The organism is Variovorax sp. GW822-FHT04E09, from assembly GCF_058800845.1.
Map to the genome: position 1 here is coordinate 26,392 of NZ_JBXAMR010000004.1, position 21,737 is coordinate 48,128.

At 68.3% G+C, this 21,737-nt stretch carries 22 protein-coding genes; 18 read left to right on the forward strand and 4 right to left on the reverse strand.

The genetic code is table 11. The annotated features are described in order from the left end of the window. Positions 1-24: 24 nt before the first annotated feature. Complete coding sequence (locus AC1RL8_RS17125) at positions 25-1,296, reverse strand: M20/M25/M40 family metallo-hydrolase (RefSeq protein WP_492686109.1); 1,272 nt, start codon at positions 1,294-1,296, stop codon at positions 25-27. Positions 1,297-1,432: 136 nt separating this feature from the next. Between AC1RL8_RS17125 and AC1RL8_RS17130 the strand changes: the two genes are divergently transcribed. From AC1RL8_RS17130 to AC1RL8_RS17145, 4 genes are all read left to right on the forward strand, one after another. Continuing rightward, positions 1,433-2,071, forward strand: a complete 639-nt coding sequence (locus tag AC1RL8_RS17130; protein ID WP_492686108.1) for a class I SAM-dependent methyltransferase — start codon at positions 1,433-1,435, stop codon at positions 2,069-2,071. 176 nt (positions 2,072-2,247) lie between these two features. After that, entirely contained in the window at positions 2,248-3,906 is a 1,659-nt protein-coding gene (locus tag AC1RL8_RS17135) for an ankyrin repeat domain-containing protein (protein ID WP_492686106.1), read from the forward strand. A gap of 11 nt (positions 3,907-3,917) precedes the next feature. Further along, positions 3,918-4,445, forward strand: a complete 528-nt coding sequence (locus tag AC1RL8_RS17140) for a CC0125/CC1285 family lipoprotein (RefSeq protein WP_492686105.1) — start codon at positions 3,918-3,920, stop codon at positions 4,443-4,445. Between the two features lie 23 nt (positions 4,446-4,468). Beyond that, on the forward strand, positions 4,469-4,897 hold the full coding sequence (locus tag AC1RL8_RS17145) for a hypothetical protein (RefSeq protein ID WP_492686104.1): 429 nt from the start codon (positions 4,469-4,471) through the stop codon (positions 4,895-4,897). 93 nt (positions 4,898-4,990) lie between these two features. Here AC1RL8_RS17145 and AC1RL8_RS17150 read toward each other — a convergent pair whose 3' ends face one another. Beyond that, a complete protein-coding gene (locus AC1RL8_RS17150; RefSeq protein WP_492686102.1) occupies positions 4,991-6,607 on the reverse strand; it encodes an ankyrin repeat domain-containing protein in 1,617 nt (538 codons plus the stop codon). Positions 6,608-6,945: 338 nt separating this feature from the next. Here AC1RL8_RS17150 and AC1RL8_RS17155 point away from each other — a divergent pair, with 338 nt between their 5' ends. From AC1RL8_RS17155 to AC1RL8_RS17185, 7 genes are all read left to right on the forward strand, one after another. Continuing rightward, positions 6,946-7,386, forward strand: coding sequence for a surface-adhesin E family protein (locus tag AC1RL8_RS17155; RefSeq protein WP_492686101.1), 441 nt, complete (start codon positions 6,946-6,948; stop codon positions 7,384-7,386). Between the two features lie 170 nt (positions 7,387-7,556). Further along, positions 7,557-8,930 carry a chromate efflux transporter gene (gene chrA / locus AC1RL8_RS17160; RefSeq protein WP_492686100.1) on the forward strand — a complete coding sequence of 458 codons (1,374 nt, stop codon included), beginning with the start codon at positions 7,557-7,559 and terminating at the stop codon, positions 8,928-8,930. Between the two features lie 10 nt (positions 8,931-8,940). Next, on the forward strand, positions 8,941-9,864 hold the full coding sequence (locus tag AC1RL8_RS17165; protein WP_492686099.1) for a Fe-Mn family superoxide dismutase: 924 nt from the start codon (positions 8,941-8,943) through the stop codon (positions 9,862-9,864). Beyond that, positions 9,861-10,319, forward strand: coding sequence for a chromate resistance protein ChrB domain-containing protein (locus AC1RL8_RS17170; RefSeq protein WP_492686098.1), 459 nt, complete (start codon positions 9,861-9,863; stop codon positions 10,317-10,319). The genes AC1RL8_RS17165 and AC1RL8_RS17170 overlap by 4 nt, the downstream gene beginning before the upstream one ends. Positions 10,320-10,451: 132 nt before the next feature. Then, positions 10,452-10,748 (forward strand): hypothetical protein, encoded by a 297-nt coding sequence (locus AC1RL8_RS17175; RefSeq protein ID WP_354347518.1) that lies wholly within the window; start codon positions 10,452-10,454, stop codon positions 10,746-10,748. A 35-nt stretch (positions 10,749-10,783) separates the two neighbouring features. Then, positions 10,784-11,158, forward strand: coding sequence for a DUF2845 domain-containing protein (locus tag AC1RL8_RS17180; RefSeq protein WP_492686096.1), 375 nt, complete (start codon positions 10,784-10,786; stop codon positions 11,156-11,158). Positions 11,159-11,366: 208 nt separating this feature from the next. Continuing rightward, positions 11,367-12,182: a class I SAM-dependent methyltransferase gene (locus tag AC1RL8_RS17185; protein ID WP_492686094.1), complete on the forward strand. Its 816-nt coding sequence runs from the start codon at positions 11,367-11,369 to the stop codon at positions 12,180-12,182. 16 nt (positions 12,183-12,198) lie between these two features. Here the strand turns inward: AC1RL8_RS17185 and AC1RL8_RS17190 are convergent, their stop codons facing one another. Together AC1RL8_RS17190 and AC1RL8_RS17195 are read right to left on the reverse strand one after the other, a co-directional pair. Beyond that, complete coding sequence (locus AC1RL8_RS17190; protein WP_492686093.1) at positions 12,199-12,549, reverse strand: DUF2200 domain-containing protein; 351 nt, start codon at positions 12,547-12,549, stop codon at positions 12,199-12,201. A 43-nt stretch (positions 12,550-12,592) separates the two neighbouring features. After that, positions 12,593-13,306, reverse strand: a complete 714-nt coding sequence (locus AC1RL8_RS17195; RefSeq protein ID WP_095946835.1) for a helix-turn-helix domain-containing protein — start codon at positions 13,304-13,306, stop codon at positions 12,593-12,595. A gap of 204 nt (positions 13,307-13,510) precedes the next feature. On the opposite strand from AC1RL8_RS17195, the gene AC1RL8_RS17200 reads away from it, so the two are divergent. The 7 genes from AC1RL8_RS17200 to AC1RL8_RS17230 are packed head-to-tail and all read left to right on the forward strand — an operon-like array spanning position 13,511 to position 21,725. Next, positions 13,511-14,665, forward strand: a complete 1,155-nt coding sequence (locus AC1RL8_RS17200) for an NAD(P)/FAD-dependent oxidoreductase (protein ID WP_492686092.1) — start codon at positions 13,511-13,513, stop codon at positions 14,663-14,665. A 41-nt stretch (positions 14,666-14,706) separates the two neighbouring features. Next, positions 14,707-16,158, forward strand: coding sequence for a M81 family metallopeptidase (locus AC1RL8_RS17205; RefSeq protein WP_492686091.1), 1,452 nt, complete (start codon positions 14,707-14,709; stop codon positions 16,156-16,158). Positions 16,159-16,207: 49 nt separating this feature from the next. Further along, on the forward strand, positions 16,208-17,785 hold the full coding sequence (locus tag AC1RL8_RS17210) for an ABC transporter substrate-binding protein (protein ID WP_492686089.1): 1,578 nt from the start codon (positions 16,208-16,210) through the stop codon (positions 17,783-17,785). Positions 17,786-17,800: 15 nt separating this feature from the next. Next, a complete protein-coding gene (locus tag AC1RL8_RS17215; RefSeq protein WP_492686088.1) occupies positions 17,801-18,736 on the forward strand; it encodes an ABC transporter permease in 936 nt (311 codons plus the stop codon). Positions 18,737-18,761: 25 nt separating this feature from the next. Then, positions 18,762-19,679, forward strand: coding sequence for an ABC transporter permease (locus tag AC1RL8_RS17220; RefSeq protein ID WP_235944270.1), 918 nt, complete (start codon positions 18,762-18,764; stop codon positions 19,677-19,679). Between the two features lie 13 nt (positions 19,680-19,692). Continuing rightward, positions 19,693-20,727 (forward strand): ABC transporter ATP-binding protein, encoded by a 1,035-nt coding sequence (locus tag AC1RL8_RS17225; protein ID WP_492686086.1) that lies wholly within the window; start codon positions 19,693-19,695, stop codon positions 20,725-20,727. Then, positions 20,724-21,725 (forward strand): ABC transporter ATP-binding protein, encoded by a 1,002-nt coding sequence (locus AC1RL8_RS17230; protein WP_492686084.1) that lies wholly within the window; start codon positions 20,724-20,726, stop codon positions 21,723-21,725. The genes AC1RL8_RS17225 and AC1RL8_RS17230 overlap by 4 nt, the downstream gene beginning before the upstream one ends. Positions 21,726-21,737: the final 12 nt, after the last annotated feature.

Genomic DNA, 21,737 nt, shown 5'->3' on the forward strand with positions numbered 1-21,737 from the left:
GCGGGCGCACTGCGCGCTACAAACTCAGTTCTTGCCGATTTCGGTCAGCAGCCGCGTCACGAGGTACAGGCGCGGCACGATCGAGTCGACCTCGATGTACTCGTCGCGCGCGTGGTAGCCGAAGCCCGCGAGGCCGAAGCTCTCGACCACCGTGGCCTTGCCCGAGCGGCCCGCGAAGCCCGCGTCGGTGCCGCCGCCGGTCATCGGCGTCAGCGCCAGTTCGCGGTCGAGCTCCTTGTAGATCGCCTGCGCCTTCTCGGCCAGCGCGCGGCCCTTGGCGCCCGCGACGAAGGCCGGGCGGCCCACCTCGACCTTCACCGTGGTCTCGGTGTCGGGAATCAGCTTGCCGCTGGCGATCTTGGCCTGCAGCGCCTCGGTGAGTTTCTTCTCGGCGCCGGGCTGCGTGATGCGGATGTCGCCCAGCGCCTGCGCCTTCTCGGTGATCTGGTTGATCGGGCCGGTGGCGCGCGCCACGGTCCAGTTCAGCGTCACGCCGGGGATGTCCTTGGCGAGGTCCTTGGTCTGCAGCATCTGGTACGACAGCTCGTACAGCGCATTGCGGCCCAGCTCGGGCGCGGCGCCGGCGTGCGCCGCACGGCCCTTCACCTCGAGCGTGGCCTGCGCGATGCCGGCCGCGCCGAGCAGCAGCGACTCGCCCTTGGCCACCGCCTTGGCGGCCGTCGGCTCGAAGGACAGCACGGTGTCGTGCAGGTCGGCCGTGGTGGCGATGAGTTCGCCCGAGCCCACCGAGCCCACCTCTTCGTCGGGGTTCACGAGCACGGTGAGCGTGTCGTAGTCGCGCCAGCCTGCGTCGGCCAGGATCTTGAGCGACGCCATCATCACCGCGAGGCCGCCCTTGTCGTCGGCGATGCCGGGGCCGTAGATGCGGTTGCCGTCCACCTTGTAGGGCTGGCTGTTCAGGATGCCCGCCGCGTACACCGTGTCCATGTGGCCCTGCAGCATGATCTTGCGCTTGCCCGTGCCCTTGATCGTGCCGATGACGATGTCGGCGCCCGCGCCGGCCGAGGCCTTGCGGCGCTCCGTCTTGAAGCCGGCCGCCTTCAGGCGCCCTTCGATCACGTCGGCCATCTTCATCAGGCCCTCGACGTTCAGGCTGCCCGATTCGATGGACACCATCTCCTTCAGGTTGTCGATGACGGCGGGCTGTGCCTTCTCGGCAGCGGCGAGCAGCTTCGCATCGGGCGCCGCCTGCGCGGTGGCCACGGCGCCGAGCGCCAGGCCGCAGGCTAGGGCGACGGAACGCAGGGAGAAGAAAGACGAGGTACGCATGGTCATGAGAGTCTCTTTTCCTGGAGTGATTGGCGGGCGCCAGCATAGCGACATGGCGGGCGAAGCGGTGCAAATCGGCGACAGCGCCCGGGCGGCGGTTTACAGTGCGCCGCATCCTTCCACACGCCGCCTGTCCAAGACCATGAGCCTCGCGAACGACGCCAGATTCTGGGACCGCAGCTCGCGCCGCTACGCGAAGAGCGCCATCGCGGACGAGGCCGGCTACGCGCGCACGCTCGAGCGGACCCGCGCGCTCTTCAAGCCCGACGCGCGCGTGCTCGAGCTGGGCTGCGGCACCGGCACGACGGCCCTGCGCCTGGCGGGCCACGTTCGCGTGTACCTGGCGACGGACATCGCCGAAGGCATGATCGCCATCGCCGAAGAGAAGCACGCCGCCGCCCCGGTCCCCGGCCTGGCGTTCCGCGTGGCGACCGCCGAGACGCTGGCTCCGGGCGAAGGCCCCTTCGACGCCGTGCTGGGCTTCAACTACCTCCACCTGGTGCGCGACCTGCCCGGCACGCTGCACCACATCCACGCCCTGCTCGCACCGCAGGGCCTGTTCGTCTCCAAGACGCCCTGCCTCGGCGACATGACCCCGCTGCTGCGGCTGGCCTTGCTGCCCGCGATGCGCGCGATCGGGCTGGCGCCGCATGCCGGGGTGTTCCGGGCGGCAGAACTCGGGGCGCATCTGCAGGCTGCCGGCTTCGAGGTGCTTGCGAGCGAGAACCACGCGACGAAGGGTGGCGAGAACCGCCCCTTCATCGTGGCGCGCAAGCGGTGATGCGGGCTTCGGCGCGCGGCGTCGCCCTGCCCCGATCCGCTACCATCCGAGCCGCGGTGCAAGCCGCGCCCGGGCCCGCGGGAAGGGTTGAACCCACTTGCCTTCTTCATGACGATCCACAGCCTTTTGTGCAGCCGGATTTGCGGGTCATCGGCGCCTGATGCACGGAGGTTTCCATGAAGCGCATTCCCGCCCGGCCCGACATCGGCCACCTGAAGAAGCAAGCCAAGGAACTGCTGGCGCTCTACCGCGGCAACGACCCCACGGCCTTTCACCGATTTCGCAGTGCCTTGCCGGCCGCATCGGGCAAGACCGATGGCGCCCTGGCCGCCCAGGCGTTGCGCCTGCACGATGCCCAGTCGTGCGTGGCGCGCGAGTACGGCTTCGCCTCGTGGGCCGACCTGCAGGGCTTTGTCCTGGCCCGCAGGGCACAGGCCGATGACCCGGCCAAAGCGGTGCTCCATTGGCTGCGCCTCGTGTACGCGGGCGACATCGCCGGCGGCACGAACCGCGCACGGCCTGCGGCGGCCTTGCGCATGCGCGACGAGAACCCCGCCCTGGTGGCGGGTGGCGACCCTTGGGTGGCCTGCGCCATCGGCGATGAAGCCGCGCTGCGCCACGCCACCGCGCAAGACCCGGCATGGGTCCATCGCGCGGGCGGCCCGCTGCAACTGCCGCCGCTGGTCGCCGTCACGCATTCCGGCCTGATGCGACTGCCGGGCCATCGCGAACGCCTGCACGCCTGCGCGAAGTTCCTGCTCGACGCCGGCGCGTCCCCCGATCAATCGGCCGGCAACCGCTGGCCTCCCGCATCGCTCGAAGCGCCTGCCGACACCGAGCGGCTTTCCGCGCTGTACGGCGCGGCCGGCCAGAACCACGACCCTGAGCTGACGAAGCTGCTGCTCGACGCCGGGGCCGACCCGAACGACGGCGAATCGCTGTACCACTCGCTGGACCAGCCCGCCTGCACGAAGCTGCTGCTGGAAGCGGGCGCGCACGTGACGGGCTCGAACGCGCTGTACCGGGTACTCGACCTGGACGACGTCGGGACGTTGCGCCTCCTGCTCGCACACGGCGGCGACGCGAACGAGCCGCCGCAGGGCCCGCCGATCTCGGACTGGGGTTCGCCGCTGCTGTGGGCCCTTCGCCGCCGCCGCTCGCCCGCACACATCGAGGCCTTGCTGGCCGCCGGCGCGCACCCCAACGTGTTCACGCAAGACGGCACGCCCGCGCACACCGTCGCCCTGCGCTTCGGGCTGACCGAGGTCGCGCAGCTGCTGCAGGCCGCGAGCGGCGACCCGGCACCGCTCCCCACCAGCGAAGCCTTCATCGCCGCATGCGCGCGCGGCGACGAAGTCACGGCGCGAGCGCTGCAGGCGCGGCACCCTGGCCTCATCGGCTCGCTCGACCCCACGCAGCTTCGCCTGCTGCCCGAACTCGCCGCCCAGGGCTGCAGCGACGCGGTGAAGGCGATGGTGACGCTCGGCTGGCCGCTCGAAGTCCGTGGCGGCGACTGGGACGCCTCGGCGCTCAACCACGCGGTGTTCTGCGGCGATGCGGCGCTCACCCGGTTCCTGCTCGCACACGGTGCCGACTGGCAGGCGCTGCACGGTTTCGGCGACAACGCTTGCGGCTCCTTGTCGTGGGCCTCGCTCAACGAGCCCGTCGAAGGCGGCGACTGGGTCGGCTGCGCGCAGGCCCTGGTGGCCCACGGCATGCCTCCTGCGCGGCCCGACCCGCAGGACGCGGACGGCGTGCTCCTCGGTGCGCGGCGCAGCGTGTTCTCGGACGAAGTCACGGAATTTCTGCTCGCGGCATCGATCGCCGGAGGCTAGTCGATACACGCATGGCGGCGGTCGAGGTCGTCATTGACGGCCCGTACCGCATTGCTGGAAACTTCTGCCCAAAGAAAATTCTGCGAGGTTGGAGAAGAATGAAAAAAGGCAAACGATTCGGCCGCGCAGCGCTCGCTGCGGGCGTGCTACTCGCGCTCGGAGGGTGCGGAACACCCTACAAGAGCCTTGGCCTTGGCGGCGGCTACCAGGACAGCAACGGACCCGGTCATCTCGAGCGCGTGGATTTCGCTGGCAACGGCTACTCCGAGCCCGAAAAGATGAAAGTCTTTGCGCTCTACCGCGCCGCCGAGACAGCACAGGCAAAGAAGAAAGAGTTCTTCGTGATGTACGACAGCCTCCTCAATGCGGCACGCAACCGACCCTCGGAGATGCCCCGGGTCGGCACCATTGGTGGATTCCCATGGGCATTCGCCTTCGTCCGATTCAGCGATCAAAACATCGCCGGCGCAAACAGCGCGGCCGAGATACTGAAGCGCTACGCCGAGGCTGTGAAGAGCCCGGTCCCGAGCCAGAAGTAAAGCGCTCAGAGATGAAACCGACGATGAAACTCAAACTCTTTGCGCTGCTTCCACTCCTGGCCATGACCGGGTGTACGGTCTTTCCGATCTATCAGCCAGCCGCCAACGAAGTCACAACGCCGCTAAAGGTGTCTGGCTGGGGGATCATCACCTTCCGCCTGTGCACCCAGCTCGACAAGGACCGCCGTCAACTCGACATCGACCCGAAGACGTTGACAACCCGCATCCCGGCGGGCCAATGCCTGATGGTGAATGCCTACCGTTCTGCGAGCGGGTACCAGGTGGTGCACTACTGCAATGCCAGGCTGGCGTTCGACCCGCTACCCGGCACCACTTACGTCCTGAACTCCGGGATGGTGGACCAGGGCAAGTGCTTCATCGAACTCGTGAAGGAAGACCTGTCGACCGACACCGGCTTGGTGCTGGAGCCTTCCGTCAGGCGGGCCTGGTAGTCAACGGCATCAGGAGTCGATGCGGGGACAGGGGCGGCGCCCCTGTACGCGCCGCCCGCACTGTCGCGCGTCGTTAGACCCGATGTTTCGGCGTCACCGGAACGTCAGCGTGAATCTTGCCGCCTTGTAGAAATCGGCCGCCGTCCCCAGCGGCGGCACGATACCGGCCACCACCGTCAGGGAACTCCCCTCGAACTTGCTGATGGCGCTCCTTGTCTTCTCTCCGATCAGCTCCTTCACGTCATAGACGTCCAGCTGTCCCTTTCCACCCGCTTGCACCCGCTTGACGCCCACGTTCATCTTCGGATCGGTCGTGAACGAGAGGTCGTGGGTTGAACCATCGAAATTCCACTCGCCCTCCCTCAGAGTCATCGTTCCAATGCTCAGGAAGCTGCCGTCCGGGCCAGATGCACCGACCTTGCCAGGACCGAGCAGGCTTCGCCGGAACACCGACGACCGCGCTTTCTCGGTGAGGCTTTCGTCCTCGGACGCAGCCATCCGAAACGAAACGTCGTCCGGCATGCGCAAGACGATCTTGAAGGGCTGTCGCTTCAAGGCGATCGATGCACCATCGGTCACGGGCCGTCGCGTGCCACCTTGCTCGATCCACGCGCTCCATTCATATTTGCCGGTTCTTTCCAATGCGGTCTGGGTGATATCCAACAGCCAATCCAGGTAGGACGGATCAGACGAGGGTGCGTAGAAGGCCACCGAGCGCTTGAGCTCGAATGAACCCACCTTTTCGGTGTACGTCGCCAAAGGGCTGGCGCCGGCTTGCAAGAGGAGTTCGGCCGCTTCGCGATCGGCCATGGAAGATGCTGCCATCAATGGCGTGACGTTGTCACCGCTGCCTTCGGGGTTGGCACCATTCGAAAGCAACCAGCGCATGCCGGCACGATCATTCAGATAGATGGTTTGCGTCAACGGACAACTGTCGACGCCGCATTTGTCGACACTCGCTCCCTCGGAGCGCAGCGCCTCGAGGAGCTCCAGGTTCTTGAGGTGGATCGCCTTGAGCAGCAACGTACTGCCGTTGGACAGGTAGGCATCGAGGTGGGCCTTGTCCATCTGCTGCGTGGCCAGTGCATCGCGCAGTTCGTTCGCGTTCTTGATGCGGTTCATCACGCGACGCATCTTCAACTCGGGGTCGTTGCGCAGCGCTTGCGCCGAAGGCAGCGAGAGCGCCGCATGCAACGCAACCCACTCCTTCGGATTGACTTCACCCGCGAAGGTCGATGGCTTCGCATCGATGATGCGGATCACCGTCCACTTGCCAGTGGTCAGATCGGGCATCGGCCTGCTGAATTCGTGCCGCGAAGTTCTGAGGATCACCTCGCGAAGCCGCACCGGCAGTTCATTGCTGCGCTCGGCCCGATGTTGAATGGGCCTGAAGCTCGTTCTTCTGCATCTGGCGTTGAAGTTCCCCGCGCAATCGTCTGCTTCGATTTTTGTATCGAACACATATTCGTTGTAGTCATAAGCCAAGCCGTTGAATGTGGCAATGGCTTCATCCCACAGCAACGCGCCATCCAGGTCCGAATAGTTCGTACGCACAAGGGGCGGCGGCTTCGGCATCGGAGGTGGTGCGACGGACATGCCGAATCCGCCGGCCGGTGCGCGCAAGCCATCGCTCAATGGCGACAGGGTGGACTGGGCCATGACCTGTGCGGTTGCCGCCACAGCCACCGTCGCCATCAGACGGCGAGCCATCGTTGCAATTCTTCTGTTCAAGACTTCTCCTCATTTTTTTGAAAGCCGTTCGCCTCACAGGCCCGAGACCCTTTGGGCCGAAGCACGTCGACATGCCCCACTGCACTGGGAAATGAAGTCTTTTCGACTCAGACGTCTGGCGCTCGATTCGTGGCTGGCCCCGCCCCGGCGGAATTCTGCCGCAGTGCCCGGCCTCCACGGCGCCTTCGTCGCAGGCCTGTGGCATTCTTTGCCTGGCTGCCTGTAGCCAAACGTCACCTGAACCCGCTGTGCCCGGCGCATCACCACAGAAGATGGACGCGCCAGGGATGCCCACCAACCCACAGGGAGTGAACAGAATGAAGCCTCATCCACTCAAGCACCGCGCAGTGCGGGCCTTCCACCTCGTCGCATCCGCCTGCACAGCAGCGACCTTGCTGGCTGCAGTCCCCACACACGCCGCCGACACCTGGACCGAGATCGCCACCACCCCGCGCAAGCAGGTCCTGCTGCAGCGCGATTCGATCAAGCCGCATGGCGATGCCGTGGAAGCATGGACGCTCTACCGCTACGACGAGCTGCAGACCGACGTGGGCAAGACCCCGTTTCGCACCTCGCGCTATCTCTACGACTACGACTGCAAGGGCCGGCGCGAAAAGATGCGCCGCGTCGTCAGCCACAACGGGCCGCTGGAAGTGCACGACATCGACCTCGCCCGTCGCAGCGAATGGAAGGCCGTGGGCGGCCCGACCACGGTGAGCGGCATCGTGTTCAAGCGCGTGTGCGCGCAGGTGCGCTGACCAAAAAAACGCACAGGTGCTTTCCAGCAATGTGAAGAGGGCCTGAGGGCCCTGCGTTGCCAGCAGGAACGGCCACTGCTACGATGCCCTTCCGCGGGAAAACAGCCTCCCGCGCTGCAAAGCAAGACGGTGTCCCGTCCAAGCGCTGGTGACCCTCAACGGAGTTTTCCGTGGACACCGCCTTGCCTGACGCCCCCTCTGCGCTTCCTGCGCCCCCCACGCCCATTTCCTTTGCCGAAGCGCTTCGCTTCTGGCTCAAGCTCGGCTTCATCAGTTTCGGCGGGCCCGCCGGGCAAATCGCGATCATGCATGCGGAGCTGGTCGAGCGACGGCGCTGGATCAGCGAGAAGCGCTTCCTGCATGCGCTGAACTTCTGCATGCTGCTGCCCGGCCCCGAGGCGCAGCAGCTGGCCACCTACATCGGCTGGCTCATGCACCGCACGCGCGGCGGCCTCGTGGCCGGCGCCCTGTTCGTGCTGCCCTCGCTGTTCATCCTCATCGCGCTGTCGTGGGTCTACCTGCGCTTCGGCAACGTGCCGGTGGTGGCCGGCGTCTTCTACGGCATCAAGCCGGCGGTCACCGCGCTGGTGCTGCATGCGGCGCACCGCATCGGCAGCCGCGCGCTGAAGAACCGGTGGATGTGGGGCATCGCCGCCGCGGCCTTCGTCGCCATCTTCGCGTTCGACGCGCCGTTTCCGGCGATCGTGCTGGCCGCCGGCCTCATCGGGCACTTCGGCGCGCGACGTGCGCCCGAGGTGTTCGCGCTCGGCGGCGGCCATGGCAGCGCGCAGCAGCACTACGGCCCGGCGCTGATCGACGATGACACGCCCACGCCGGCGCACGCGCGCTTTTCCCGCGCGCACCTGCTGAAGATCCTGGGCATCGGCCTGGGCCTGTGGCTGCTGGCCATGGGCGTGCTCATCGCGACCCAGGGCCTGCACGGCACGCTCACGCAGATGGGCGGGTTCTTCACCAAGGCCGCGCTGTTGACCTTCGGTGGCGCCTATGCCGTGCTGCCCTACGTCTACCAGGGGGCCGTCGAGCAGTACCACTGGCTCTCCGGCGCGCAGATGATCGACGGGCTGGCGCTGGGAGAAACCACGCCGGGGCCGCTCATCATGGTGGTGGCCTTCGTCGGCTTTGTCGGCGGCTGGCTGACGCAGGTGCTGGGGCCCGACTCGCTGTTCCTCGGCGGCGCGCTGGCCGCGACGGTCGTCACCTTCTTCACCTTCCTGCCCTCGTTCATCTTCATCCTGGCCGGCGGGCCCGCCATCGAGGCCACGCACGGCCGGCTGGGCTTCACGGCACCGCTGTCGGCGATCACCGCGGCGGTGGTGGGCGTGATCCTGAACCTGGCGCTGTTCTTCGCGTACCACGTACTCTGGCCTCACGGTTTCGCGGGCCGCTTCGACGCGATCTCGGCGGTGATGGCCGTGGCCGCGGCCATCGCCCTGTTCCGCTTCAAGGTCGGCGTGATGACGTTGCTCGGTGCCTGCGCGGCCATCGGGCTGGCGCTCACGTGGCTGCCTGCCCTGCCGCGCTGAAGGAGTTCCCATGGACGCCCGACCCCACCCGCTGCCCTTCGACCCCGCCACGCTGCGCGGGCTGTCGCAGAAGCTTCTGAACAGCCATCACCAGAACAACTATGGCGGCGCCGTCAAGCGCCTCAACGCCATCCGCGCGCAGCTCGCTGCGGCATCGTTCACCGCCATGCCCGGCTTCGCGCTCAACGGCCTCAAGCGCGAAGAGCTCATCGCCACCAACTCGATGCTGCTGCACGAGCTGTACTTCGCCTCGCTCGGCGGCGACGGTCGGACGATGGAGCCCGCCATGGCGCTCGCCCTGGCGGCCAGCTTCGGTAGCGTCGACCGATGGCGCGAAGAGTTCGCCGCCATGGGCAAGGCGCTTGGCGGCGGTTCGGGCTGGGTGCTGCTCAGCTTCCAGCCGCGCGAGGGCACGCTGGTCAACCAATGGGCTGCTGACCACACCCATGCGCTGGCAGGCGGCACACCGCTGCTGGCGCTGGACATGTACGAGCACGCCTACCACCTGGACCACGGCGCCGCCGGCGCGTATGTCGATGCCTTCATGGCCAACATCGACTGGGCCCCGGTGTACGCGCGCTACCAGCAGGCGGTGCACGCCGCCAGCGAACCTTTCGGAGCGACAGCAGACGACGTGGCCGACTCGGTGCTGCTCGACGTGCGCCGCGCCGGCGTGTTCGCGCAGGCCGCGTCGATGCTCCCCGGTGCCCGCTGGCGCGACCCGGCGGCGGTCGATCGCTGGGCCGCCGAACTGCCGGCCGACCGCGCGCTCGTCGTCTACTGCGTGTACGGCCACGAGGTGGGGCGCAGCACGGCCCTGCGGCTGCGCGCCGCGGGCCTGGATGCACGTTATCTGCGCGGTGGCATCGACGGCTGGCAGGCCGCCGGCCGTCCGCTCGAACCCAAGCCTGCCGACCCAGGAGCCACGCCATGAAATGGATCACCCGCGAACGCCCGAAGATCGACCGCATCGCCTGCCCGTGGCTGATCCTGCGCTTCATCGACCGCGAGGCCGAGTTTCTCTACGTGCCGCCGGCCGACGTGCTGGGCATGGCGCAAAGCACCGGCGCCACGCCCTACGACATTCCGGGCGTGGAGATGAGCCACGTCGGCGAGCGCTGCAGCTTCGACGCCTTCCTCGCGAAGTACCGGCTCGCCGAGCCTGCGCTGCACCAGCTGGCCGACATCGTGCGCGGTGCGGACACCGCGCGGCTCGACCTCACGCCGCAGTCGGCAGGGCTCTACGCGATCTCGCTGGGCCTGTCGCGCGTGTTCGCCGACGACCACGCCATGCTGCAGCACGGGCTGGTGATGTACGACGCGCTGTATGCGTGGTGCAGCGAGGGCCGCGGCGAGACGCACAACTGGCCGCCGAAGATGCCGGGTTGAAGCGGGTCGGAGGAGGATGGCCTGCCTTGCCGGAAGCACGCTAACATTTCGCCCGGCTCCGCCGCACCACCCGGGTCGGACCCTCAAGCGCACAGCGACAACCCAGGGTGTCACCGCAAATGGAGCGTCCCGATGTGGAGCATCCTGGCCGACCTTGTCGTCGGCATCTTCGATTTCGTTCTCGATGTCCTGCTGTTCCGCGGCCTGCGCCGCAAGCACGGCCAGCGCAACCGCAGCGTGGCGGAAGACACCGTCGAGGTCGCGCGCTTCGATTTCGTCACGTTGACTTTCATCGCGCTGGTCAGCGTCGGCTTGATGCTGATCCTGGCGATCGGATTCGATGTGCCGGCGGGCTGGAGCGTGGGCATCGGCATCACCGTCGGCGCGATCTGGGGCCTCTGGCGGTACGCCCAGCTGGTTCGTGAGTGAGTGATGCCCACATGAAGCATTCAAGAGGGTCAACGATGCCGCGCGCGGCTCGTTTTGCACGCCTGGCCACCGGGGCTTCGATCGCAGCGGCCGCCTTGCTGATCGCCAGTTCCGCGGCCGCGCAGTCCCTGGCCTGCAACGGCTACCTCGTCGGAAAAGGCGCATCGCCCGCGACCTTGCTCCAGACCTGCGGCGAGCCGGTCTACCGGCAGATGGTCTGCGTGCCGATGGTGCAACTGGGCTGGATCCTCACGCCCTATCGGCCGGGCAGCCCCGAGGCGGTGCTGGCCAATCAATGCGTGCCGATGGAAGAGTGGACCTACGACCGCGGGCCGGGCACCTTCTTCGGCATCGTGCGCATCTACAACGGCACGATCGAATCGGTGCGCGATGGGGACCGCGGCCGTTAGGGAGGGATCGACCGATCAGCGCGCCCGAAACGCCCGGCAACATCTCCGGTACCCACTACAGGGGAGGACGCCCGCGCAACGGCGTTGACGACGATGCCTGGCAGGGCCACCATGGCCCATCGTCCCCGTCACGCATGCCCAAACAGGCAACGGACTCGTTGGAGCAAGGGAGCAGGCCCGCTCTGTTCAGAGCTTTCAAGGAGTTCCCATGGCCGACGAAAGCGACAAGGTGTTCGCGGGCTCGATCCCGACGTTCTACGACACGCTGATGGTCCCCCTGATCTTCGAGGGCTACGCCGTCGACGCGGCCGCCCTGGTCGCTGCGTTCTCGCCCGGCGCGGTGCTGGAAACGGCGGCCGGCAGCGGCGCGGTCACGCGGATGCTGGCACCCCAGCTCGGTGCCGGTGCACGCTACGTGGTGACCGACCTCAACCCCGCGATGCTCGACTACGCCGTCACCCGGCAGGCGAGGGACAACCTCATCGAATGGCGGCAGGCCGACGCGCTCGCTTTGCCGTTCGAGAATGCGTCGTTCGATGTGGTCCTGTGCCAGTTCGGCGCCATGTTCTTCCCTGACAGAGTTGCCGGCTACAGCGAGGCGCGTCGCGTGCTGAAACCCGGCGGGCGCTTCGTGTTCAGCGTCTGGGACCGCATCGAAGACAACGCCTTCGCCGACGACGTCACCCGCGCCGTCGCCACCGTGTTCCCGGACGACCCGCCGCGCTTTCTCGCGCGCACGCCGCACGGCTACCACGACGTCGCACAGATCCGCGACGACCTGCGCCGCGCGGGGTTCACCGACATCGAGGTCCAGACGCACGAGAAGCTGAGCCGCTCACCCTCGGCACGCGAGGTGGCGGTGGCCTACTGCCAGGGCACGCCGCTGCGCAACGAAATCGAGGCGCGCGACGCGAGCCTGCTCCAGCTCGCGACCGACCGCGCGGAGGAGGCGATTGCCAGCCGCCATGGCACCGGCCCGGTGGCGGGCAAGATCCAGGCGCACGTCATCGTGGCGACGGGCTAGGCAGGCCCCATTCGCACTACGTCCGCAGGATCTTCTCGATCGCCTTGCCCTTGGCCAGCTCATCGACCAGCTTGTCCATGTAGCGGATCTTCTGCATCAGCGGGTCTTCGACTTCCTCGACGCGCACGCCGCACACCACGCCCTTGATCAGCGCGCGGTTCGGGTGCAGCGCCGGGGCCTGCGCGAAGAAGGTCCTGAAATCGTTCTGCTGTTCGATCTGCTGCAGTAGCCCCGCCGCGTCGTAGCCGGTGAGCCAGCAGATGACCTCGTCGACCTCGTCCTTCGTGCGCTGCTTGCGTTCCGCTTTCTGGACGTACATGGGGTACACCTTGGCGAACGGCATCGCGAAAATCCGGTGCTCTGACATCGTCATGTCTCCTTCATGTCGGGCCGCAGGCTGACGCGGGCGCTCAGCCCTTGCGGCCACCCGCAGCTTTCTTCGCCACCACAGTCTTGCGCGCCGGCTTCATCGCAGGCGCCTCGCGCGCCGACTTCATGTGCCCGCTCTCCCCCGAGGTCATGCCCACGATCTTCGCGAGCTGGCGGCTCACGCTCACGTAGGCGTGGCCGAGGCGGCTGTCGAAGTACAGCGAGTCGCCGCGCGCCAGGCGCACCACCTCGCCGTTGTCGAAGTACACGTCGATCTCGCCCGACAGCACGTAGGCGAACTCTTCGCCCGTGTGCCGCACGAAGTCCTCGGGGCCGTTGATGCGGCGCGCGTGCACGGTGCCGACGATGGGGCTCATCTGCTTGCCGGCGGCGGTGGTGCCCAGGAACTCGTAGGCGATGGCCAGCCCCTTGTAGACCACGCCCTTGCCCGCGCGCGTGACGACCGGGCCGTCGAGCTGCTCGGGCTTGACGCCGGCGCCCGCGAACATGGCGTTCATGTCCATCTCGAGCGCGCGGCCCAGCGCGGTGAAGTTCTCGTAGCCGAGCGCGAGCTGGCCGCGCTCGGCGCGCGAGATGGTGGTGATCGACACGCCGGAGCGCTCGGCCAGTTGCGCCAGCGTCCAGCCGAAACGCTTGCGCGCGGTGCGCAGGCGATGGCCGAAAGTGGTGCGGTCCAGCGTGGGCGGCTCTTCCTTCGGCTTCGCCCCGCCCCGGTTCCCTGTGTGTGGAGTCACGCTTGGCTTTCTCTAGGTGTGCCGGGTGATTCTGCCAGCCCCGCGCCCGGCCGGCCACGCACGGCGCGACAGCCCCGGCATGCGTTTTGCGTATGCGCAAATTGCGTGTACGCAAATTTCACCTCGGTGGTGCACCCATGGTTTCCCCTTGGTTGGCGCAAATCAATTTGCGTATCCGCAAATTTCTACCTACACTTTTCGGCGATGACAACAAGCACAACCACTCCCGTCGTGGCCGACTACCTCGTGATCGGCGGCGGCATCGCCGGGGCCTCGGTGGCCCACTGGCTCGCCCCGCATGCCCGCGTGATCCTGCTCGAACGCGAAGCCCAGCCGGGCTACCACTCCACCGGCCGTTCGGCCGCGCTCTTCATGGAGAGCTACGGCACGCCGCAGGTGCGCGCCCTCACCATGGCCAGCCGCGCCTTCCTCGAACACCCGCCCGAAGGCTTCGCCGAGCACCCGCTGCTCACGCCGCGCGGCGCGATGATGGTCGCGGGCACCGAGCACCTGCGCGAGCTCGAAGCGCACTGGGAACTGCTGCGCGCCATGGACGTCGGCGCCCAGCGCCTCGATGGCGAGCAGGCGCGCGAGATGGTGCCGGCGCTGCGCCCCGAGCAGGTGGCCGGCGCGGTGTACGAACCCGACGCCTCCGACATGGACGTGCACGCCATCCACCAGGGCTACCTGCGCGGCATGCGCCAGGCCGGTGGCAAGCTGGTGTGCGACGCCGAGGTCACGGCCATGGAACGTGTGGGCGACCACTGGCGCGTGACGGCCGGCGACGCGGTGTACGAAGCGCCCGTGGTGCTCAACGCAGCCGGCGCCTGGGTCGACACCATCGCGCAACTGGCCGGTGTGCGCCCGCTGGGCATCGAGCCGCGCCGCCGCTCGGCCTTCATCTTCGCGCCGCCCGAGGGCCAGAGCGTGGCGCACTGGCCGATGGTGTTCGCCGCCGACGAGGGCTGGTACATCAAGCCCGACGCCGGCATGTTGCTGGGCTCGCCGGCCAACGCCGACCCGGTCGAGCCGCAGGACGTGCAGCCCGAAGAGATGGACATCGCCATCGCCATGCACCGCATCGAGGAGGCGACCACGCTCGCCATCCGCCGCCCCACGCGCACCTGGGCGGGCCTGCGCTCCTTCGTGGCCGACGGCGACCTGGTGGGCGGTTTCGAGCCCGACGCGCCCGGCTTCTTCTGGGTCGCGGCGCAAGGCGGCTACGGCATCCAGACCTCGGCCGCCATGGGCGAGGCCTGCGCCGCGCTGGCACGCGGCCTGCCGCTGCCCGAGCGTATCGCGGGCTTCGGGCTCACGGTCGAGATGCTCGGCCCGCAACGGCTGCACGCGGCCGGCTGATCCGTCTTCTCCCCAACAACTCCTCCCCACGAGAAATCACCATGCGTGTCTTCAGTGCCTCCCTTGCGACCGAAACCAACACCTTCGGCCCGATGCCGACCGGCATCGCCTCCTTCAAGGACCGCGGCTACTTCCCCGCCGGCCAGCATCCCGATGCGCTGACGATCTACTCGGGCCCGCTGTGGGCCGCGCGCATCCGCGGCAAGGAAAAGGGCTGGACGCTGCTCGAAGGCATGGTGGCGGGCGCGCAGCCCAGCGGCATCACCACGCGCCATGCCTACGAAACGTTGCGCGACGAGATGCTGAACGACCTGCGCGCCGCGCTGCCGGTCGACATGGTGCTGCTCGGTCTGCACGGCGCGATGGTGGCCGACGGCTACGACGACTGCGAAGGCGACATGCTGGCGCGCGTGCGCCAGATCGTCGGCCCTGACGTGGTGATCGGCGCGGAGCTCGACCCGCACAACCACCTCACGCCCGCCATGGTGGACAACGCCAACGTGATGGTTTCCTTCAAGGAGTACCCGCACACCGACGTGCTCGAACGCGGGCTGGAGCTGGTCGACATCTGCGCCGCGGCCGTGGAAGGCAAGGTCAAGCCGGTGGTCGCGATGGTCGACTGCGACATCATCGTCACCGTCCACACCTCGCGCGAACCGGCGCGCAGCTTCGTGCAGCGCATGCAGGCGCTCGAAGGCAAGGACGGCGTGCTCTCGGTCTCGCTCACGCACGGCTTCTCGTGGGGCGACGTGCCCGAGATGGGCACCAAGGTGCTGGTCTACACCGACGGCGATCAGGCCAAGGCCAATGCGCTGGCACGCCAGCTGGCCGACGAAGTCATCGCCATGCGCGACGGCCTCACGGTCAACTACCCGAGCATCGACGACTCGCTCGACGAGGCCCTGGCCTTCGACGGCGGCCCCGTGGTGCTGGCCGACGGCGCCGACAACCCCGGCGGCGGCGCGGCGAGCGACTCCACTTTCATCCTGCGCCGCATGCTGGAGCGCGGCATCACCAACGCCGCGCTGGGCCCGATGTGGGACCCGATCGCCGTGCGCATCGCCTTCGACGCCGGCGTGGGCGCGAAGCTTCAGATGCGCATCGGCGGCAAGATCAGCCCGCTGTCGGGCGACCCGCTGGACCTCGAATGCACCGTGAAGGCGCTGCAGGAAGACCTGGTGATGACGGGCCTGTCGAACACGCCCACCGCCATGGGCGACTGCGCGCTGGTCGAGGTGAACGGCATCGACATCGTGCTGATCACGCGGCGCAACCAGGCGATGGGCACCGACATGTTCACGCAGCTGGGCTGCGACCTGGCGGCCAAGAAGATCGTCGTGGTCAAGTCGTCGCAGCACTTCTACGCGTCGTACTCGCAGGTGGCCAAGCACGTGATCTACGCCGGCGCACCGGGCGCCGTGACGCTCGACCTCACCACCCTGCCGTACCGCAAGGCTCGCCTGCCGAAGTGGCCCATCGGCGTCGCCGCCTGAACTCCCTCTTCTTCTTTTTTGTTTCGCCCCACCGACCGGAGAACCGACGATGACCCGACGAACGCTTGCTGCCCTCGCTGCCCTGGCCCTTTCGGCCGCCAGCCTTCCCGCGCTCGCCCAGACGCCGCCCAAGACACTCAAGGTGGTGGCGCATGCCGACCTGAAGATCCTCGACCCGACCTTCACCACGGCCTACATCTCGCGCAACTTCGGCCACATGGTGTACGACACGCTGTTCGCGCAGGACGCCACCGGCAAGCCGCAGCCGCAGATGGTCGAGAAGTACACGACCTCCAAGGACGGCAAGCAGTGGAGCTTCACGCTGCGCCCCGGCCTGAAGTTCTCCGACGGCGCCGCCGTGACCTCGGCCGACGCCGTGGCCTCGCTGCAGCGCTGGGCGGCGCGCGACAGTCTGGGCCGCGCCATGACGGCCGTCGGCGCCGAATGGAAGGCCACCGACGCACGCAACTTCACGCTTACGCTCAACGAGCCCTTCGGCATGGTGCTCGACGCGCTCGCCAAGCCCTCGGGCTTTCCGCCGGTGATCCTGCCCGAGCGCATCGCCAAGCTGCCGGCCACCGCGCCCCTGACCGAGGTCGTCGGCTCGGGGCCCTTCATCTTCAAGCGTGACGAATGGGTGCCGGGCAACAAGACGGTGTTCGTGCGCAACCCGAACTACGTGGCGCGCAGCGAGCCGCCCAGCGGCCTGGCCGGCAGCAAGAAGACCAGCCTCGACCGCGTCGAATGGCTCTACCTGCCCGACGCCAACAGCGCGATCTCGGCGCTCAAGCGCGGCGAGGTCGACTACATCGAGCAGCTGGCGCCCGACTACATCGCGCCGCTGCGCACCGACAGCAACATCAAGATCGGCTCCGGCGGCGCCTACCAGGGCTTCCTGGTGATGAACCAGCTGCACCCGCCCTTCGACAACCCGAAGGTGCGCCAGGCGCTGCTGCAGGCCGTGAACCAGGAACGCTTCGTCGCGGCCATGGGCTTCCCGCTGGACATGCGCATGGCCTACTGCGCCACCTGGTTCATCTGCGGCAGCCCCAACGACACCTCGGCCGGCGCGGAGCCCTTCCGCAAGGCCGACGTCGCCAAGGCGAAGAAGATGCTCGCCGACGCCGGCTACAAGGGCGAGAAGGTGGTGCTGATGGTGCCCAGCGACGTGCCCTACCTCAACGCCGAGGCGCTGATGGCCGCGCAGACCATGAAGAGCATCGGCCTGAACGTCGATGCGCAGACCATGGACTGGGCCTCGATCGGTGCGCGCCGCGCCAAGCGCGATGCGTCCGACGCCGGCGGCTGGAACATGTACGTCACGGTGGCCGGCGAGTTCGACGTGAACTCGCCCATCAGCAACGCCTACCTGGGCGCGGCCTGCGGCAACACGCTGCCCGGCTGGCCCTGCGACAAGAAGCTCGACGAGCTGCGCACCGCTTGGCTGAAGGAAACCGTGCCGGCCAAGCGCAAGGAACTGCTCGACGCCTTCCAGTCGCGCGCCTACGAGGCCGTGCCGTACATCAACGCGGGCCAGTACTCGGCCGCGTTCGCGGCGCGCGCCAGCATCAAGGGGCTGGACAAGATGTGGGCCGGCATGCCCACCGTCTGGGTGCTCGACAAGTAAGCCACGCGCACCACCATGGGCTACATCGTTCGACGCTTTCTTTCCACGCTGCCGGTGATGGCGGTGGTGGCCGTGGTGGTGTTCCTGCTGATCCACCTGTCGCCCGGCGACCCGGCCGCGCTCATCGCGGGCGACCTCGCCACCACCGAGGACATCGACAAGCTGCGCGCCGCGCTCGGCCTGAACCTGCCGCTGTGGCAGCAGTTCGGGCTGTGGATCGGCAAGATCTTCACCGGCGACCTGGGCACCTCGATCTTCACGCAGGTGCCGGTGACGCAGCTGCTCGGCCAGCGGCTGGAGCCGACGGTGTCGATCGCGGCGCTGACCATGCTCATCACGCTGGTGACGGCCGTGCCGCTGGGCACGCTCGCGGCCTACTGCGCGGGCACCTGGATCGACCGCCTCGTGATGCTGTTCGCGGTGCTGGCCTTCTCTGTGCCGGTGTTCCTCGTGGGCTACCTGCTGGTCTACACCTTCGCGGTGCAGCTGCCGTGGTTTCCGGTGCAGGGCTACGTGAACTTCTCCGAAGGCCCCAGCGCCTGGCTGCGTGCGCTGGTGCTGCCCTGTGTGAACCTGGCGCTGGTGTACATCGCGCTGGTGACGCGCATGACGCGCGCCACCGTGCTCGAGGTGCTGCACGAGGACTACATCCGCACCGCGCGCGCCAAGGGCCTGGGCGTGCTGCCGGTGCTGGGCCATGCGCTGCGCAACGCGGCCATTCCCATCGCCACCACCATCGGCGCGGGCATCGCGCTGCTCATCGGCGGCGTGGTGGTCACCGAGACGGTGTTCGCCATTCCGGGCGTGGGCCGGCTGGTCATCGATTCGGTGCAGCGCCACGACTACCCGGTGATCCAGAGCGTGCTGCTGCTGTCGGCGGGCGTGTACGTGCTGATCAACCTCCTGATCGATTTGAGCTACCGCCTGTTCGATCCGCGCATCCAGTACTAGAACAAAGAACGAGCCCCACGACGCCATGTCCACTGCCCTGCCCTTGCGCGAGGTCGATGCGCCGGTGCCCTCCACCGCCGTTGCCGACGCTGCCGAAGACCCTCCTTTCGTACCGCCGCGCTGGCGCTGGGTGCGCAAGCACCCGACGCTGATCGTCGGCGCGCTGCTGCTCCTCGCGGTGGCCGCGCTGTCCATCGCCGCGCCCTGGATCGCCACCCACGACCCGCAGGACATCGACCCGCTGGCGCGCATGCAACCGGCCTCGGCCGAGCACTGGTTCGGCACCGACGCGCTGGGCCGCGACGTGTTCAGCCGCGCCGTGTGGGGCGGTCGGGTGTCGATGATCGTCGGCGCCTCGGTGGCCGTGCTCGCCACCTTCTTCGGCATCGCGCTGGGCCTGGTGTCGGGCTTCGTGCGCTGGGCCGACGGCCCGATCATGCGGGTGATGGACGGCCTCATGGCCATCCCCGGCATCCTGCTGGCCATTGCACTCATGGCCGTGACGCGCGCCAGCCTCACCACCGTGATCATCGCCATCACCGTGCCCGAGATTCCGCGCGTGGTGCGGCTGGTGCGCTCGCTGGCGCTCACGCTGCGCGAGCAGCTGTTCGTGGAGGCCGCGCATGCGGTCGGCACGCGGCTGCCGGTGATCCTCGTGCGGCACGTGCTGCCGAACATCGTGGCGCCGCTGGTGGTGCAGGCCACCTTCGTGGCCGCCGCCGCCGTGCTCACGGAGGCCGCGCTGTCCTTCCTCGGCGTGGGCGTGCCTTCGCAGACGCCGAGCTGGGGCAACATGATGGCCGAGGGCCGCAACTTCGTGACCGTGGCGTTCCACATCATCCTGTACCCGGGCCTGCTGCTGGCGGCCACGGTGCTGGCCATCAACCTGCTCGGCGACGGCCTGCGCGATGCGCTCGACCCGCGCCTGGCGCGGCAGCTGTGAAGAGGAACGCCCCATGACGATCCCCATGTCCCAGGCCACCCTCGCCCCCGGCGAGCCCTTGCTCGAGGTCGACAACCTGCGCACCTACTTCAGCACACTCGCGGGCACCGTGCGCTCGGTCGACGGCGTGTCGTACACCGTGCGCGCGGGCCGCACGCTCGGCGTGGTCGGCGAATCGGGCTGCGGCAAGAGCGTGACGGCGCTCTCGATCCTGCGGCTGGTGCCCACGCCGCCCGGTCGCCACATGGGTTCCGTGCGCCTGCGCGGCACCGACCTGATGCAGCTCAGCGAACGCGAGATGCGGCAGATCCGAGGCAACCGCATCTCGATGATCTTCCAGGAGCCCATGACCTCGCTGAACCCGGTACTCACCGTGGGCCGGCAGATCGCCGAGACCGTGCAGCTGCACCAGAAGGCCAGCCGCGCCGAGGCGCTGCAGCGTGCGGTCGAGATGCTGCGCCTGGTGCAGATTCCCGAGCCCGAGCGGCGCGTGAACGAGTACCCGCACCAGCTCTCGGGCGGCATGCGCCAGCGCGTGATGATCGCGCTGGCCCTGGCCTGCAACCCCGAGGTGCTGATCGCCGACGAGCCCACCACCGCGCTCGACGTGACCATCCAGGCGCAGATCCTCGACCTCATCAAGCGGCTGCAGAAGGAGCTGGGCATGGGCGTGGTGATGATCACGCACGACCTGGGCGTGGTGGCCGAGAGCTGCGACCGCGTGGTCGTCATGTACGCCGGCAAGAAGGTCGAAGAGGCCGACGTGGTCGACCTCTTCGATCGCCCGCTGCACCCCTACACCCGCGCGCTGATGGCCTCGATGCCCGCCATGAGCACCTCGAGCGCGCGGCTGCACGAGATTCCGGGCATGGTGCCCGCCGCGCACGAGCTGGGGCGCGGCTGCGCCTTTGCCGCGCGCTGCGCGCAGGCGCGTGAACGCTGCCGCCGCGAGACACCGCCGCTGTCCACGCAGGGCGACGGGCACGTGGTCGCCTGCTTCGCGGTGCAAGAACAATGGACCGACGAGGCTGCCGAGGTGAGCGCATGACGACAACGACGACCCCATCCACCAAGGCGCCGCTGCTGCAGGTGCGCGAGCTGCGCAAGCACTACACCTCGCCGCGGCGCTGGTTGCGACCGACCAAGCCGGCGATCCAGGCGGTCGACGGCGTGTCGTTCACCGTGGGGCAGGGCGAAACGCTGTCGCTGGTCGGCGAGTCGGGCTGCGGCAAGACCACCACGGCCAAGTCGGTGATGCGGCTGGTCGAGCCCACCTCGGGCTCGGTGCGGCTGAACGGCGAAGAGCTGCTGACCCTGCCCGCGAACGCGATGCGCCAGCGCCGGCGCGACCTGCAGATCATCTTCCAGGACCCCTACGCCTCGCTGAACCCGCGCCTCACGGCCGGCGACATCGTGGCCGAGCCGCTGCGCAACTTCGGCGACGTGTCGGTGGCCGAGCGGCGCGAGCGCGTGCAGTGGCTGTTCTCGCGCGTGGGCCTGCGGCCCGAGGCGGCGAAGAAGTTTCCGCACGAGTTCTCGGGCGGCCAGCGCCAGCGCCTGGGCATTGCGCGCGCGCTGGCGCTCAACCCCAAGCTGATCGTCTGCGACGAGCCCGTGTCGGCGCTCGACGTGTCGGTGCAGGCGCAGGTGGTCAACCTGCTGATGGACCTGCAGGCCGAGTTCGGCATCGCCTACCTGTTCGTGGCGCACGACCTCGCCGTGGTGCGCCACATCAGCCACCGCGTGGCCGTGATGTACCTCGGCCACATCGTGGAGATCGCCGACCGCGACACGCTGTTCTCGGCCCCGCGCCATCCGTACACCGAGATCCTGCTGTCGGCCGTGCCCGTGCCCAACCCGCGCACGCCGGCGCGCCGCCTGCTGCTGCAGGGCGATCCGCCGAGCCCGGCCAACCCGCCCTCGGGCTGCCGCTTTCACACGCGCTGCCCGATGGCGCAGGCCGTGTGCAAGGAGAAGACGCCCGAACTGAGCGAGCGCCCCTCGACTTCCCAGGGCGGCCACTGGGTCGCCTGCCACTTCCGTTGAAAGCACTGCCCC

Excerpts from the sequence above, each read along its gene's own strand:
- AC1RL8_RS17125 (WP_492686109.1), bottom strand. The coding sequence starts at position 1,296 with ATGACCATGCGTACCTCGTCTTTCTTCTCCCTGCGTTCCGTCGCCCTA.
- AC1RL8_RS17130 (WP_492686108.1), top strand. The coding sequence starts at position 1,433 with ATGAGCCTCGCGAACGACGCCAGATTCTGGGACCGCAGCTCGCGCCGC.
- AC1RL8_RS17135 (WP_492686106.1), top strand. The coding sequence starts at position 2,248 with ATGAAGCGCATTCCCGCCCGGCCCGACATCGGCCACCTGAAGAAGCAA.
- AC1RL8_RS17140 (WP_492686105.1), top strand. The coding sequence starts at position 3,918 with ATGGCGGCGGTCGAGGTCGTCATTGACGGCCCGTACCGCATTGCTGGA.
- AC1RL8_RS17145 (WP_492686104.1), top strand. The coding sequence starts at position 4,469 with ATGAAACTCAAACTCTTTGCGCTGCTTCCACTCCTGGCCATGACCGGG.
- AC1RL8_RS17150 (WP_492686102.1), bottom strand. The coding sequence starts at position 6,607 with ATGGCTCGCCGTCTGATGGCGACGGTGGCTGTGGCGGCAACCGCACAG.
- AC1RL8_RS17155 (WP_492686101.1), top strand. The coding sequence starts at position 6,946 with ATGAAGCCTCATCCACTCAAGCACCGCGCAGTGCGGGCCTTCCACCTC.
- AC1RL8_RS17165 (WP_492686099.1), top strand. The coding sequence starts at position 8,941 with ATGGACGCCCGACCCCACCCGCTGCCCTTCGACCCCGCCACGCTGCGC.
- AC1RL8_RS17170 (WP_492686098.1), top strand. The coding sequence starts at position 9,861 with ATGAAATGGATCACCCGCGAACGCCCGAAGATCGACCGCATCGCCTGC.
- AC1RL8_RS17175 (WP_354347518.1), top strand. The coding sequence starts at position 10,452 with ATGTGGAGCATCCTGGCCGACCTTGTCGTCGGCATCTTCGATTTCGTT.
- AC1RL8_RS17180 (WP_492686096.1), top strand. The coding sequence starts at position 10,784 with ATGCCGCGCGCGGCTCGTTTTGCACGCCTGGCCACCGGGGCTTCGATC.
- AC1RL8_RS17185 (WP_492686094.1), top strand. The coding sequence starts at position 11,367 with ATGGCCGACGAAAGCGACAAGGTGTTCGCGGGCTCGATCCCGACGTTC.
- AC1RL8_RS17190 (WP_492686093.1), bottom strand. The coding sequence starts at position 12,549 with ATGTCAGAGCACCGGATTTTCGCGATGCCGTTCGCCAAGGTGTACCCC.
- AC1RL8_RS17200 (WP_492686092.1), top strand. The coding sequence starts at position 13,511 with ATGACAACAAGCACAACCACTCCCGTCGTGGCCGACTACCTCGTGATC.
- AC1RL8_RS17205 (WP_492686091.1), top strand. The coding sequence starts at position 14,707 with ATGCGTGTCTTCAGTGCCTCCCTTGCGACCGAAACCAACACCTTCGGC.
- AC1RL8_RS17210 (WP_492686089.1), top strand. The coding sequence starts at position 16,208 with ATGACCCGACGAACGCTTGCTGCCCTCGCTGCCCTGGCCCTTTCGGCC.
- AC1RL8_RS17215 (WP_492686088.1), top strand. The coding sequence starts at position 17,801 with ATGGGCTACATCGTTCGACGCTTTCTTTCCACGCTGCCGGTGATGGCG.
- AC1RL8_RS17220 (WP_235944270.1), top strand. The coding sequence starts at position 18,762 with ATGTCCACTGCCCTGCCCTTGCGCGAGGTCGATGCGCCGGTGCCCTCC.
- AC1RL8_RS17225 (WP_492686086.1), top strand. The coding sequence starts at position 19,693 with ATGACGATCCCCATGTCCCAGGCCACCCTCGCCCCCGGCGAGCCCTTG.
- AC1RL8_RS17230 (WP_492686084.1), top strand. The coding sequence starts at position 20,724 with ATGACGACAACGACGACCCCATCCACCAAGGCGCCGCTGCTGCAGGTG.